This is a genomic window from Absicoccus intestinalis (assembly GCF_033971885.1).
Lineage (GTDB): Bacteria > Bacillota_I > Bacilli_A > Erysipelotrichales > Erysipelotrichaceae > Absicoccus > Absicoccus intestinalis.
Genome location: NZ_JALBUS010000005.1, coordinates 1 through 12,627, shown reverse-complemented (window position 1 = coordinate 12,627; position 12,627 = coordinate 1). Strand labels below are relative to the sequence as shown.

At 39.3% G+C, this 12,627-nt stretch carries 18 protein-coding genes and 2 pseudogenes; 15 read left to right on the top strand and 5 right to left on the bottom strand.

Translation table 11 applies throughout. From position 1 onward, the window contains the following. Window position 1: 1 nt before the first annotated feature. Both MOZ64_RS04290 and MOZ64_RS04285 read left to right on the top strand, forming a co-directional pair. Window positions 2–1,138 (top strand): tyramine oxidase subunit B, encoded by a 1,137-nt coding sequence (locus tag MOZ64_RS04290; protein WP_320325373.1) that lies wholly within the window; start codon window positions 2–4, stop codon window positions 1,136–1,138. Between the two features lie 114 nt (window positions 1,139–1,252). Beyond that, a complete protein-coding gene (locus tag MOZ64_RS04285) occupies window positions 1,253–1,429 on the top strand; it encodes a hypothetical protein (protein ID WP_320325372.1) in 177 nt (58 codons plus the stop codon). On the opposite strand, the gene MOZ64_RS04280 is transcribed toward MOZ64_RS04285, so the two are convergent. The 5 genes from MOZ64_RS04280 to MOZ64_RS04260 form a co-directional block, all read right to left on the bottom strand. Then, window positions 1,401–1,757 carry a hypothetical protein gene (locus MOZ64_RS04280; protein ID WP_320325371.1) on the bottom strand — a complete coding sequence of 119 codons (357 nt, stop codon included), beginning with the start codon at window positions 1,755–1,757 and terminating at the stop codon, window positions 1,401–1,403. The genes MOZ64_RS04285 and MOZ64_RS04280 overlap by 29 nt on opposite strands. A 233-nt stretch (window positions 1,758–1,990) precedes the next feature. Beyond that, window positions 1,991–2,431, bottom strand: coding sequence for a hypothetical protein (locus tag MOZ64_RS04275; protein WP_320325370.1), 441 nt, complete (start codon window positions 2,429–2,431; stop codon window positions 1,991–1,993). Between the two features lie 152 nt (window positions 2,432–2,583). Continuing rightward, window positions 2,584–3,510 carry a YARHG domain-containing protein gene (locus tag MOZ64_RS04270; protein WP_320325369.1) on the bottom strand — a complete coding sequence of 309 codons (927 nt, stop codon included), beginning with the start codon at window positions 3,508–3,510 and terminating at the stop codon, window positions 2,584–2,586. A 41-nt stretch (window positions 3,511–3,551) separates the two neighbouring features. Next, the gene (locus MOZ64_RS04265; RefSeq protein WP_320325368.1) at window positions 3,552–4,067 is read right to left on the bottom strand and encodes a nitroreductase family protein; all 516 of its coding nucleotides are present in this window, start codon (window positions 4,065–4,067) and stop codon (window positions 3,552–3,554) included. After that, window positions 4,064–4,642, bottom strand: coding sequence for a TetR/AcrR family transcriptional regulator (locus MOZ64_RS04260; protein ID WP_320325367.1), 579 nt, complete (start codon window positions 4,640–4,642; stop codon window positions 4,064–4,066). The genes MOZ64_RS04265 and MOZ64_RS04260 overlap by 4 nt, the downstream gene beginning before the upstream one ends. 143 nt (window positions 4,643–4,785) lie before the next feature. On the opposite strand from MOZ64_RS04260, the pseudogene MOZ64_RS04255 reads away from it, so the two are divergent. From MOZ64_RS04255 to MOZ64_RS04205, 13 genes and pseudogenes are all read left to right on the top strand, one after another. Next, window positions 4,786–5,103, top strand: a pseudogene (locus tag MOZ64_RS04255) (carboxymuconolactone decarboxylase family protein); the annotation flags it as partial. Then, complete coding sequence (locus tag MOZ64_RS04250; protein WP_320325365.1) at window positions 5,102–5,470, top strand: cyclophilin-like fold protein; 369 nt, start codon at window positions 5,102–5,104, stop codon at window positions 5,468–5,470. The pseudogene MOZ64_RS04255 and the gene MOZ64_RS04250, both read left to right, overlap by 2 nt. A gap of 26 nt (window positions 5,471–5,496) precedes the next feature. Next, window positions 5,497–5,901: pseudogene (locus MOZ64_RS04245) on the top strand (cupin domain-containing protein); the annotation flags it as partial. Window positions 5,902–5,909: 8 nt separating this feature from the next. After that, window positions 5,910–6,881 (top strand): alpha/beta hydrolase, encoded by a 972-nt coding sequence (locus tag MOZ64_RS04240; RefSeq protein WP_320325363.1) that lies wholly within the window; start codon window positions 5,910–5,912, stop codon window positions 6,879–6,881. 47 nt (window positions 6,882–6,928) lie between these two features. Further along, window positions 6,929–7,132, top strand: coding sequence for a hypothetical protein (locus MOZ64_RS04235; RefSeq protein ID WP_320325362.1), 204 nt, complete (start codon window positions 6,929–6,931; stop codon window positions 7,130–7,132). Beyond that, on the top strand, window positions 7,066–7,293 hold the full coding sequence (locus MOZ64_RS11675; RefSeq protein WP_502547940.1) for a nuclear transport factor 2 family protein: 228 nt from the start codon (window positions 7,066–7,068) through the stop codon (window positions 7,291–7,293). Before MOZ64_RS04235 ends, MOZ64_RS11675 begins: the two co-directional genes overlap by 67 nt. Window positions 7,294–7,703: 410 nt before the next feature. Beyond that, window positions 7,704–8,255 (top strand): SDR family NAD(P)-dependent oxidoreductase, encoded by a 552-nt coding sequence (locus MOZ64_RS04230; RefSeq protein ID WP_320325361.1) that lies wholly within the window; start codon window positions 7,704–7,706, stop codon window positions 8,253–8,255. 10 nt (window positions 8,256–8,265) lie between these two features. Further along, window positions 8,266–8,505, top strand: a complete 240-nt coding sequence (locus MOZ64_RS04225; RefSeq protein ID WP_320325360.1) for a hypothetical protein — start codon at window positions 8,266–8,268, stop codon at window positions 8,503–8,505. A gap of 139 nt (window positions 8,506–8,644) precedes the next feature. Further along, window positions 8,645–9,034, top strand: coding sequence for an aldehyde dehydrogenase family protein (locus MOZ64_RS04220; protein WP_320325503.1), 390 nt, complete (start codon window positions 8,645–8,647; stop codon window positions 9,032–9,034). Next, complete coding sequence (locus MOZ64_RS11605) at window positions 8,965–9,150, top strand: aldehyde dehydrogenase family protein (RefSeq protein WP_370659453.1); 186 nt, start codon at window positions 8,965–8,967, stop codon at window positions 9,148–9,150. The genes MOZ64_RS04220 and MOZ64_RS11605 overlap by 70 nt, the downstream gene beginning before the upstream one ends. A gap of 124 nt (window positions 9,151–9,274) precedes the next feature. Beyond that, window positions 9,275–10,000: an NAD(+)/NADH kinase gene (locus tag MOZ64_RS04215; protein WP_320325359.1), complete on the top strand. Its 726-nt coding sequence runs from the start codon at window positions 9,275–9,277 to the stop codon at window positions 9,998–10,000. A gap of 494 nt (window positions 10,001–10,494) precedes the next feature. Next, on the top strand, window positions 10,495–11,571 hold the full coding sequence (locus tag MOZ64_RS04210) for a hypothetical protein (protein WP_320325358.1): 1,077 nt from the start codon (window positions 10,495–10,497) through the stop codon (window positions 11,569–11,571). Beyond that, on the top strand, window positions 11,535–12,627 hold a 1,093-nt coding region (locus tag MOZ64_RS04205; RefSeq protein ID WP_320325357.1), incomplete at its 3' end, for a Cna B-type domain-containing protein. The genes MOZ64_RS04210 and MOZ64_RS04205, both read left to right, overlap by 37 nt.

The window sequence follows — 12,627 nt, the reverse complement described above, 5'->3', positions numbered from 1 at the left end:
CATGGCGTATCCGAAAATTGATTTCTTATATTTAAATGAAGAAGATATGGTGAAAGCGGGTGTCAAAGATATGGCATCTTGTGTGGAAACCATGGAAGAGATGTTTAAATTATTGAAGATTGGAAACTATCGAATGGGTGGTGCCAATGGCAACTCCCATGGTTGTATGGTCATGTTTCCAAAAGAATCACCATTCCCAGAAATGCCGGTGGATGGACCGGATCGTCGATTCATGGCAATGCCAGCTTATTTAGGTGGCAAATTTGATATGGCCGGAATGAAATGGTATGGATCGAACACGGAAAATAAGCAGAAGGGCTTGCCTCGTTCCATCTTGACTTTGATCTTGAATGATAAAGATACGGGAGCGCCCAAAGCATTCATGTCAGCCAATATTTTATCCGCTTATCGAACGGGTGCGGTACCTGGAGTTGGCTTTAAATATTTTGCGAAAGACGATGCCAAAGTAATTGGTATTGTCGGGCCAGGTGTCATGAGCAAGACGGCATTAGCAGCAGCGATGGCAGTTCGTCCAAGTCTACAAACGGTCAAGGTCAAAGGTCGTGGAAAAGCTTCTTTGGATCGGTTTGTACAACATGTCAAAGACACCTATCCAAATGTGGATGTATATCCTGTCGAAACGATCGAAGAAGCTGTTAAGGATGCCGATATTGTTTCGGTTTCCACTTCCACACCAACAACGGGGGATACATCGATTTATCCATATATTGCCGAAGACTGGATCAAGCCAGGTGCAGTGATTGAGTCCACCGCCGCGTTACGATTCGATGATGATTTTGTGATCAATCGTGCCCGAACGGTAACCGATAATATTAAATTATATGAAGCCTGGGAAGAAGAAATGAAACCCGATGCGTATAAGACGGTACCGATTCCGGCCGTGCATGTGATGGATCTAATTGCCGAAGGCAAGATGTCAATTGATCAAGTGGATGATTTGGGTGATGTTTTATTAGGCAATATTCCTGTGCATCGAAAAGATGATGAAGTCATTATTTATTCAGTTGGTGGTATGCCCATTGAAGATATTGCGTGGGGAACAATCGTCTATCGAAATGCATTGGCAAAAGGCATTGGTCAAACATTGAATCTTTGGGATACGCCTCAAATGGTTTAAGCTCGAGAAATCGAGCTTTTTTTAGTTTTTAGTGCACAAAAAAGCCAGGCATATTGCCTGGCAAAATACAATTAGTCTTTACGTTTATTGAATGCAACAAAGTGTCCACTAGAAATGGCGGCAAGTCCAGCAAAGAGCCCAGTCATTCGATTGACTCCGGTATTGACATCCGTTGTCTTTTTGGTTGTGTTAGTAACGGTTGCTTTTGTTGGTGTTGCCGATGTCGTTTTTATTGTTGATGTAGTAGACGAAGCTTTCTTTTTTAGAGTAATCGTTTTCGATTCTGTATAGTCTTTCCATCCAAAGAAACAGTAGCTGTAAATGTCTTTTCACCATTTGATGAAGCAGTTGGTTCTTTTGTGACTTGTTTTGTCACTTTTGCCTCATAAGAGATTTCTTTACCACAAAAGAAGCAAGTCTTGATCAAGGTAGCAGATTGATGATCATCGCTCCATACCCATTTATTTTCGTCAACATCAAAGGCATGTCCATTTGGATCAATTGGTGTCTTAACTGTCTTAAAGGTTACAAAAGTACTACCTGGTTTATCTGGATTCGCAACTTTTGCGGTGTATTGAACTTTTCCTTCATCCGTACATGTTGCTGGTTCCAATTCCATGATTGTGCTTTCCAATTATGACCGGTTGCTGGTGTAGTAACGGTCTTTGTATCAGTGTAAGTTTTACCATCAAATTTGGAAGTGGCTGTATATGTGATCTTACCTTCTTTTTCACAAGTTGTTTCTGTCACCATTTTCGTTACTTTTGGTGCCACATATTCTTTCTTTCCACAAAGGGAACAAGTTAATTGGCAAGTCACACTATAAGATCCATCACTCTTTTGTTTCCAAGTCTAAACCGGGTTTCCAAAATGATGGGTAGCTGTATTTTTCGAAATGGTAACCGTTTTTTGATCGACATAGTATCCGCCATTGCCATTTGAAAGTTTGACTGTATATCGAGTGGTACCATCTTGGATACATAAAACGGGTTTGATAACTTGTGAAGTGGCTGTGAATTTGGTTGTTTTTTGTGATCCATTACTGCTTGTTTGTGTTGCATAGGCATAGCTATAGTCATTGGCCCAGGTCCATGTAGGAGTTCCATAGGTTACGGTTGCTTGTTGTGTGGTATCTACCGTATTGGCCTGTTGTGTTGTTTGAGCGGTTTCTGTTGTATTTGTTTGTTCCGCTGTTGGTTCGGTTGTAGGTTCTTGCGCAGCTACATTGACCATACCATTTGGTATGAGCAAGGTTGTTGCAAGAAAAAATGTTGTTATGTGTGAATTCTTCATATTGTGTTTACCCTCCTCTAAGAATCCCTTCTATTCATAGTCTAGGAGGAAAATGTGAATTCTTGTCAATGTTGTTGTAAACAACAATTGAAAGATTGATAAAAACAATGTACAAAAAAACCAGAATTGTTTTGAAATTCTGGTTTATATATCTATTGTCGATGGGCAACTAATAGATTTAAATTGGATTGATCAAGTGATGAGAGAGAAATCTTGCTTTGATCCGATTGTGTACCATGATACCAAGGTTGACTATTAAACATGGCCAAGATTTCTGGTGTATGGAATAAATAGCCATTTTTCGCATAGATCGTATTGATCAATAATTGAATATCATATTGTGATAATTGACGGACATAGCTTTCCGTTAATTGACTATTTGTTGCATAATATGTCCAAATATAACCCACATCATTAATGGAAGTATCACGATATTTGATTAATAAATTCACATTAGCTCGATCCATGGCTGACATATCGGATGGTGAAATATTATGAGATATTGGTTTATACCAAGACATTTGACTAAAGTAATCTTGATAGCTTTGGGTTTGGAAAATATAACCATTTTTGGCATAAATTTGATTGATCACAAATTGAATCGTTTGTTTATCCATGGCGGATACTTCGGCTTCGGATAAATAATACGATGGATACACTTGTGTTGTATCGGCTGGAGCAACATAGGTAATGACATTGCTTGTATCACTTGTAGTGGTAATGGTATTATTCGTATTTGTTGTTTCTTCTGCTTTGACAGTCACTGCAATGTCTTTTGATATCTTGGAATATTTTGAAGATGCGGCTGTAATGGTACAAGATCCACTACCGACTGCGGTGACTTTGCCTTTGTCACTCACTTTGGCTACATTTTCATCACTGCTTGACCAGATCAGAGATGTATCCTCGGTATCTTTTGGTGTTAATACCGTCTTTAATTGTTTGGTATCTTTAGGTTTTAAATTCAATGTTTTGGGATAAATCGCAATGGATTTCAATGGTTGACTGGCACTTGAACAACCGGTGATCATTGAAAAAACCAAAGCCAATCCAAAAAAGGTTGTTAGTAATTTCTTCATTCTCTCTTTCCTGATTTTTTTATAATATCAATAATAATGTACTATATTTCATGGATTTTAGAAATATCCAATTCAGCCTCTGTATGTGGGGATACCGTTTGTGCAGGTATGCCCAAAGATAGTATACCGACAAGATGATAGGTATTGGGAACACCAATCATTTCTTTAACCACTTCTTCAGCGTCTTTTCCATGTTCGTTTTTGCGTTTGCGCATTTGAACCCAACAAGAACCAATATCTAATGCGGTAGCCATCAACTGCATATAACTCATCGCAATGGAACAATCTTCGATCCAAACATCAGAAAGGGAGGTATCGACCATTACGATGATGGCGGCATTGGCATCACCAATAAAAGCACCTGATGGTTTGATTTGACCTAATTGTTCTAAGATGTCTTTCTTATGGATCACATAAAATTGACAAGGTTTTTTATTTCGACTGGATGGAGCTAATAAACCGGCCTGCAAGATTTTTTGTAGTTTTTCTTTAGGAATGGATTCATGTGTATATTGGCGAATGCTGCGACGTTGGAATAAGAGATCTTCGAAATTCATTTGTTTTCCTCCTTGCGTATAGATGCGACTCCATGCATGAATAGTTCATTGGTTAGGTCAATCAACTTTTCTAAGGGAACCTGTTTTTTATCGGCGACCCAGCGACGATAAATATTGACCGATCCCAACGCTAAAAAGGTATTGATGATATTTTGTTCCGGTCGTGAATAGTTTTGATACGGATTATACCGATGGCGATTATGCGAAAGGGTAGCGAGAAAGAGTTTATCGGCAAAATCCCGATAGCTTGGGTCACAAACCATTTTTTCTACATACGGTTCTTGTCTGGACATAAAGGTAAAAAAGACACGATTGACTTCAAAAAAGGGAGCATCAGGAGCGATTTGATCAATGGCTTGATAATAGCTTTCAGAAACTTCTTTTAATACATCTTCATAAAGAGCTTCAATGGTCGTGTAATGAAGATAAAAGGTTTTGCGATGAATTTGGGCTCGTTCGGATAATTCTTTCACCGTGATCTTGGACGCATCCATTTCCATGACCATTTCTTTAAAGGCATTTTTGATGGCTTTACGTGTTTTTATGACACGAAGATCAGGTTTTCTTTGGGGCATGGGACCTCTTTTCTATCCACATTATTGAATGTGTGGCATAAACACCAGGATCAAAAATCTGGAGATTGTTTTCTTCTATCAAATAAATAATAATATCCTTGCAAGAAATAATCAACACATGGATAGAAACAGGAGGTGGCCATATGGCAGAAAAAATTGTACAAACTGCTGGTAGAAAAGCGTTGGGTGAATTTGCGCCTGCGTTTGCGCATTTTAATGATGATGTATTATTTGGTGAAAATTGGAACGATCCAGATATCGATATAAAAACACGATGCATCATTACTGTGGTTGCTTTGATGGCACAGGGAATCACGGATGATTCTTTGAAATATCATATTGAGAATGCGAAAAAACAGGGTGTGTCTCAAAAGGAAATGGTGGCAATCATCACCCATGTGGCTTTCTATGCTGGTTGGCCAAAAGCATGGGCAGTATTCCATTTAGCGAAAGAAGTATATGGAGAATAATCGGATATCTATTCATATAGGCGATACGATATTATATGCTCGTTTAAATGATACATTGGCTGCAAAGGATTTTAAAAAGCGATTGCCCTTATGTCTGAGTGGAGCAGATTCGGGCATGGATTATTGTTGTATGGCAGCCAATGGTATCTATGATCCTTTAGAAACCCAAGATGGTTGGCACAATGGCGATATTAGTCTTTGTGATGGATGGTTTGCGATATTGTATGGTGGACAAGAAATATCTTCTTCGTATCGAAATATGATGATCATTGGTCATTTAGAAGAAGATGCATTAGAAAAGGTAAAAGCTTTACCGAATAAAGTGAGTTTAAAAATTAAAATGGAGGAAACAAAATGAAAACTTTAAACAAAGAAGAATTTGAAAAGATGAATATGTTTGGAACGGGTGAACCTAATGATGGATTTGCACAATATTTTGTCGGAAATTCATTCTTGAATGTATTGGTGGATCCAAAGACATCGCCTTTATTTTTGGCAAATGTCACATTTGAACCCGGATGTCGAAATCATTGGCATATTCATCATGCTTCGAAAGGTGGTGGACAAATTTTAATTTGTACAGCTGGTGAAGGTTGGTACCAAGAAGAAGGCAAGCCTGCTCAATCATTAACACCAGGAACGGTTGTTGTGATTCCAGCGGAAACGAAACATTGGCATGGAGCAAAAAAAGATAGTTGGTTCTCTCATATTTCTTTGGAAGTACCGGGTGAAAATACTTCGAATGAATGGTTAGAACCTGTCGATGCCGATGCTTATGAAGCACTTTAGGAGGAAACATGGAAAACGAAAAATTGAAGTTAACTGAAGAATGGGATAAAACCTTTCCAAAAAGTGATAAAGTCGATCATAAAAAGATCACATTTCATAATCGATATGGCATTACTTTAGCTGCTGATATGTACATTCCTAAAGAAGGAAAGGAACCCTTTGCGGCATTAGCGGTTGCCGGTCCTTTTGGCGCTGTCAAAGAACAAGCTTCTGGTTTGTATGCCCAAATTATGGCCGAACGCGGTTTCTTAACGATTGCTTTTGATCCTTCTTATACGGGTGAAAGTGGTGGACAACCTCGTTATGTTGCTTCACCAGATATCAATACGGAAGACTTTAGTGCGGCTGTTGATTTCTTATCGGTACAAGATAATGTCGATCCAGAAAAGATTGGTATCATTGGTATTTGTGGTTGGGGCGGTATGGCCTTGAATGTCGCTGCTATGGATACACGAATCAAAGCGACCATTACTTCGACGATGTATGATATGAGCCGGGTGACGGCCAATGGTTATTTTGATGCGATGAGCGAAGAAGATCGCTATGCTTTAAGAGAACAATTGAATGCCCAACGTACCATAGACTATAAGACAGGCACGTATGCATTGGCTGGTGGCTTACCGGAAGAAGCGGATGAAGATGCACCATTCTTTGTGAAAGATTATGTGGCATATTATAAACATCGTGCCTATCATCCTCGTTCTTTGAATTCCAATGGTGGATGGAATGTAACATCTTCTTTGTCTTTCTTGAATATGCCTATTCATTGTTATGCAAGTGAGATTCGCAATGCGGTAATGGTTATTCATGGCGAAAAAGCGCATTCTTGTTACTTTTCAAGAGATGCGTTCAAAAAATTGAAAGGTGACAATAAGGAATTGGTGATCATTCCCAATGCTGTACATACGGATTTGTATGACAATTTGGATGTGATTCCCTTTGATAAAATAGAAGCTTTCTTGCATCAATATTTAAAATAGACGAAGGGCAGAAGAAGCTATCTTAAATCCATGGAATCAGTAAAAAAATGATTGCGAAAGGAAAAAAATGCGTCAAGTTTTGGTTGTTTATTATTCATGGTCATACGCAGCAAATGGCTGAAAAGGTTGCCAAAGAAACGAATGCGAATTTGGCAAACAGAGATACCATTCAACCCTATATAGGATCGTTTCAAGATGTGGTGGATCAAGGTTATATGCCACCCATGCCACCGGAACGGTTTATGTTGTAACTGTATGTGTTGGCAACAATGAACAAGGCATTGATATCCTGACAACGAGTGGAATCGTATATCAGGATCAATATGAAAAAGTGGATGAAAAGTGGTTGATCGTTAAGCGACAGGCAAATATAATGTGGTCAAAATCTGAAACCTATGGGGAAGGGGAATAAGCGGTCTACCATTTGTGTCAAAAAGATTGATAGCGAATGCATTGTTGAATAGGTTTAAATATGGAGGAGTGATTCGGGTATTTGTTCTTTCCATAATTTACTGAAAAAAAGAAATGGTTCAGTTCTACGAAAAACCAGTTGATGATTGAATCAGAGTTGCCTTTTGTGGGATATGCCCTGCAAAGGGCTTTTATTGTTTGGCACAAAGTGATAGAAAGATGGAATCTTATGATGTTCATTTGTGGTCTTTTCTTTTGTATTCTTATCCCTGTAAAGAGGACAGGAAAGAAATGTATGATTTCTTTCCTCTCATAAAGCAGAACACAAATGAAAAATGTAGCATTGATTACCGGATCGTATGGCGGACTTGGAACTTGCTTTGTAAATATTCACGGACAAAAAGGGGAGACATGATCCTTGTCGGTCGAAGCCAGAACAAATTGGATGCGCAAGCGAAGGAAGCGACAGCCAAATATCATGTAGAGATCCACACGATTGTGGTAGATCTATCCAAACCCGAAGCAGCACAGATCATTTATGATACCTGCCAGAAAAAGGATTGGATTCCGGAGATTGCGGTCAATGTCGAAACACCAACTCGTATCTTGAAGTTGTTCCTTAAAGATATGATCCAACGAGGGAGTAGCAAGGTTTTGAATGTCAGCTCAACCGCAGCCGTGATGCCTGGACCATTACAGGCTGTCTATTATGCGACAAAAGCTTACATGACCATCTTTTCCAATGCGTTATGGTGTGAATTGAAAGATACGGGTGTCACCGTAACAACATTGATGCCAGTCGCCAAAGCGGGTTATGAAGGCATGGAAAAAGGCGAATTGAATGTGACTGCTAGTCTAGTTGGTGCACAAAAGATCTTCATGCCACTTTCACCAATGATGCCAAAGAAGATGTTGATGAATAATGTATACGGTATGCAGCTTCGTGGCAGTGCCAACAAGTAGGAGGAACACAATGTCAACAAGCGCAGACAAAAAGATCTTGGAACTGGTCGATCCAGAGTACATAAAAAAGATTTCATTGTTTGTTCGGTCTCATGCGACAGGGAATACTTGTCGTTGGATCGAAAGGGAATTTCCGGATATCTATGCAGAATTTGAAAAGGAGCAGATATCGAATGAAGCCAAAGACCAGATGCGAAAGATCGGAAACGATATATTTGAAGAACGGATGAAAAAGCATCACATGCTTTGATGGCATAAAGTGATTGTCAATTGGTATATGAAGATGTTCTTTATCAAAGTTCCATTATCTACAATAATGATGTAAAAACGCTATTTAAACACAAAAGAAAGCGAGGAAAAGAAAATGGCTTACAAAACAACAAACCCTTATACACAAGAAGTTACGAAAGAATTCAAGAGGAATTAGAGAGCAAGCTTGCCAAATCGCAAAAGCCGTGGCAAACGGGGCAACCGCTACCGAAGTCGGACCGAAAGTACCACAAGATTCCGCATTTGTACAACCAACCATTTTGACTGGGGTGACACCAGACAATCCAATCTTCCATGAAGAAATCTTTGGACCGGTTTTGATGCTCTTCTCCTATGAGACCGAAGAAGAGGTCATCAAGCTTGCCAATGGAACGGATTTTGGTTTGGGCAGTTCGGTCTATAGCGAAGATCCAGTACATGCTGCCTGGGTAGCTTCTGGATGGAATCGGGTGCTGTATCAATCCATCAGCCAACCATGGCTAGTCCAGCCATTCCATTTGGTGGGGTGAAGACTTCCGGATTTGGTAGAGAAATGGGGCCAGAAGGTATTCGTGAATTCACAAATCAGAAGTACATCAATAGTGCGCAGATCGATATGGATGAAGTATACGTACAATATTGCTGAGCCAGTAGATGAAATCCTGTTTTGCCGGTCGTTGGTATATATAAACGATCGGCTCTTTTTATAAAGGAGAACTTCGATGAGGACATTTTCAATTGTTACAAGGCCCGATGCACGATCATAAAAATTGGCAGAAGGTGTGCGCAATGCCCTATTGACTTGTGGATTTAGGGAAGAAAATAAACATCCAGATGGCGTCATTGTCATTGGTGGAGATGGAACCTTTCTATTCGCTGTGCATCAATATATGGATATTCTGAAAGAAACGGTATTTATTGGCATACACTCAGGTACACTTGGCTTTTATATGGATTATCGTGATACCGAAATTAGTGAATTTCTTACGGATATCATTCCAGGTAATCTACCTGTAGAAGAGTATCCCATTTTGGAAGCACAAGTGGGAGTACAAACATTTTATGCGGTCAATGAAATCCGTATTGAAAATCCTATGCGAACCCAGAATTTGAACTTGTATCTGGATAATGTATCTTTTGAACAATTTCGTGGAACCGGATTATGTGTCTGTACCCAGCTTGGGAGTACAGCTTTTAATCGTTCATTGGGTGGAGCGGTATTACAGAAGGGATTGCCCCTTTTTGAGATTACCGAAATGGCAGGTATTCACCATAGTCAGTTTCGCTCATTGGGGGCGCCGTTTGTGATTGTGGACAATACCAAGATACGTCTTGATTCCGACAATTTTGAAGGGGCAATCATTGGTGCCGATGTACATGTGGCACAACTTTCCGAATGTAAGGAAATCAAGATTCAGGAGTCAAAAGAAAAGATCTTGCGTATTTTAAGAGGTCGCAAGATTTCATATTTTGAAAGATTGGCACGTCTGTCTTGATGGATCCTAGAGGAAAAAATGAAAAATAGAAAAAAATGGGTAATCTTCTACAAGATCATACCAATCGTGTAAGGATGGCCAAACTTATTTTTGGGGATGATCGCTTAGAAAATTGAGGATGCTACCAGCAAACTCTTGTCTTGAGCCTATCTGTATGGCACAACACGAGCACCAAATGAATTTTGCCGAAACCATTTGAGAAAAAATTAAGAAAAGATGTTGGTGAGATGCCTTAATGATATTTTTTTCTTGGTTATTTGAAGAATGGCATATAGTGATTTGTTGCTGGAATCTCAGGATGTTCCTTTCCTTCTTTTTTTTGCTCTATTCTTTATTAAGAAAACAATATTTTTTATGTGTATCATATATTCACTGTGATTAAATGAAAAACATAATTAACATTTTATTAGATAATGGTAAAATGATTGTATACAATAAATAAATTAAATGTTTAATTCAATTTGTTTATTTTGAGAGAGAAAAAGGAGAAAATCATGAAAACAAGATGGCAAGATATGGTACGACGATTTGCGAGTATTACCCTTTGTTTTGGTATGGTGTTTGGCAATATGCAAGTTTCTGCCATTGCCCAAGATTCGACACCCATTGATTTGACGACTGAAAATACGGGTGAAGATGCTGCAAATGAGCAGACCACGGCCACAACGGATGCGGGTGATGAAAATGCATCGAGTGAAACAAGTAATGCAAGTAAGACTGCAGAAACAGAGGAAACCGAAAAAGCGGATACAACCGATACGGAAACCGAAGACAAAGAACAAGCCGATACAAAGACAACGTATGATTATGAAGATGGTGCGGTGAAAGTAACGGCTACGTTATCGGATGCATCGGCTATTCCTGATGATGCAGAGTTTGTCGTTACCCCGGTAACCAACCATTCAAATGGTTATAATTATCAAGCGTATATGGATGCATTGAATGCGAATGCAGAAAAAGAACATTCAGAGAAAAATACGTTATTGTATGATATCGCTTTCTATCATGAGGATGAAAATAAGAAAAGAGTGGAAGTTCAGCCTGCCGATGGAGCGGTAACGATCAATGTATCTTTTAAGAATGCACAATTGGCTGATGCAATCAAAGCGAAAGATGATGCGGATGTCCAAGTAAAACATTTGCCATTGACCCCATCGGTAAAGGAAAGTGTGGATTCGACAGCACAGGCAACGGCAATTAGTGCGCATGATGTACAGGTAGAAAATGTTGCCGCAAATGCCTCGATTGGTAATGAGGCTTTAACGTTTAGCTTGAACAGCTTTAGCGTGGTTGCCGTCACAAAAACTGGAGAAACCTTAGATCCGGTTGCTGCCAATGGGTTTAACTTAGAAACCGTATTGGGAGCAGGAAACAATTATGGTGTGATTGCCAATACTTATTCTCAAGATGGTGATACGGAAACAAACCTAATGGTAGGAAGTTATGCATCGAATGCGCTTGATCAGGTGCATCTGCTAACTATGCCAATGCGGGTGGGGATGATTACATCGGTCGTATTGTTTCTGGAACACCATTGCGTTTCAAACTGCCACCAGATCATATTTATTTAGGGGATGATGCATGGGCAAGTTATGAAAAAAATAACGATATTTTTGCGAAAGATCATCTGGATCCAAAAACAGAAATCGTTCATCAGCCAATGGATGTAGGCGGTATCATTAATGCCATAGGCAGTAATGTAAGTAGCACACTACCATCCAATATTCCAACCATCAAGGAAACGGTTGGTAATGACGGTGTTGCCGTTGATATCACAAATAAAGGTCCTGGTACCTATGTACTTCAATTTGATGATTCTTCCTTTTCTAGAAATGGAAATCAAGGATTCAATATCAAAAAGAATGCAGATCAAAATATCATCATTTATTGTACAAGTATGTCTTTAGAAATAGACGATTATCAAATCAACGGGGTTCAAATGGCCAATTATGTTGCGGATACAAACCCTAGTGCAGATGGTATCATCAATTCAGTCATTTTCTATGGACCAAATGCAACATCTGTTAAAATTGGTAGTAGTAATAGTACAGCCGGTGTATTCATTTTTCCAAATGCAACCATAACAAAAGATAAAACTTGTGCAGGAATCTTGGTTGCCAATTCGTATAATTCCAAAGGCGGTGAATGGCATTATCATAATCACCATTTAGTGTCTCCAACCAATCGGCCGAAGACAAAAACAAGTGTATCTGTCAAGAAAGAATGGGACGATTCCAACAACAAAGATGGTAAACGCCCGGATAGCGTTACTGTCCATCTATTTGCGGATGGTGAAGATACGAACAAGACAGTTGAATTGAATGCAGACAATAATTGGAATGGATCCTTTACTGATCTTGATAGTAAAAAGAGTGGTAAAGCCATTACCTATACTGTACAAGAAGACAAAGTAGATGGGTACGATGCTTCCATTAGTGGCAATGCGACAGATGGATTTACTATCACAAATACGCATAAGACGGAAACGGTAGATATCAGCGGAACAAAGACCTGGAAAGATAACGACAACCAGGATGGCAAACGTCCAGATAAGATCACCGTTACTTTGATGGCTAACGGAGAAGATGTGCAATCCAAAGAAATAGCTGGGGACTGGACATATACAT

Bases quoted from the DNA above. Each gene is read 5' to 3' on its own strand.
- MOZ64_RS04290 (WP_320325373.1), top strand. From the start codon at position 2: ATGGCGTATCCGAAAATTGATTTCTTATATTTAAATGAAGAAGATATG.
- MOZ64_RS04285 (WP_320325372.1), top strand. From the start codon at position 1,253: ATGGCGGCAAGTCCAGCAAAGAGCCCAGTCATTCGATTGACTCCGGTA.
- MOZ64_RS04280 (WP_320325371.1), bottom strand. From the start codon at position 1,757: ATGGAATTGGAACCAGCAACATGTACGGATGAAGGAAAAGTTCAATAC.
- MOZ64_RS04275 (WP_320325370.1), bottom strand. From the start codon at position 2,431: ATGAAGAATTCACACATAACAACATTTTTTCTTGCAACAACCTTGCTC.
- MOZ64_RS04270 (WP_320325369.1), bottom strand. From the start codon at position 3,510: ATGAAGAAATTACTAACAACCTTTTTTGGATTGGCTTTGGTTTTTTCA.
- MOZ64_RS04265 (WP_320325368.1), bottom strand. From the start codon at position 4,067: ATGAATTTCGAAGATCTCTTATTCCAACGTCGCAGCATTCGCCAATAT.
- MOZ64_RS04260 (WP_320325367.1), bottom strand. From the start codon at position 4,642: ATGCCCCAAAGAAAACCTGATCTTCGTGTCATAAAAACACGTAAAGCC.
- MOZ64_RS04250 (WP_320325365.1), top strand. From the start codon at position 5,102: ATGGAGAATAATCGGATATCTATTCATATAGGCGATACGATATTATAT.
- MOZ64_RS04240 (WP_320325363.1), top strand. From the start codon at position 5,910: ATGGAAAACGAAAAATTGAAGTTAACTGAAGAATGGGATAAAACCTTT.
- MOZ64_RS04235 (WP_320325362.1), top strand. From the start codon at position 6,929: ATGATTGCGAAAGGAAAAAAATGCGTCAAGTTTTGGTTGTTTATTATT.
- MOZ64_RS04230 (WP_320325361.1), top strand. From the start codon at position 7,704: ATGATCCTTGTCGGTCGAAGCCAGAACAAATTGGATGCGCAAGCGAAG.
- MOZ64_RS04225 (WP_320325360.1), top strand. From the start codon at position 8,266: ATGTCAACAAGCGCAGACAAAAAGATCTTGGAACTGGTCGATCCAGAG.
- MOZ64_RS11605 (WP_370659453.1), top strand. From the start codon at position 8,965: ATGGAATCGGGTGCTGTATCAATCCATCAGCCAACCATGGCTAGTCCA.
- MOZ64_RS04210 (WP_320325358.1), top strand. From the start codon at position 10,495: ATGAAAACAAGATGGCAAGATATGGTACGACGATTTGCGAGTATTACC.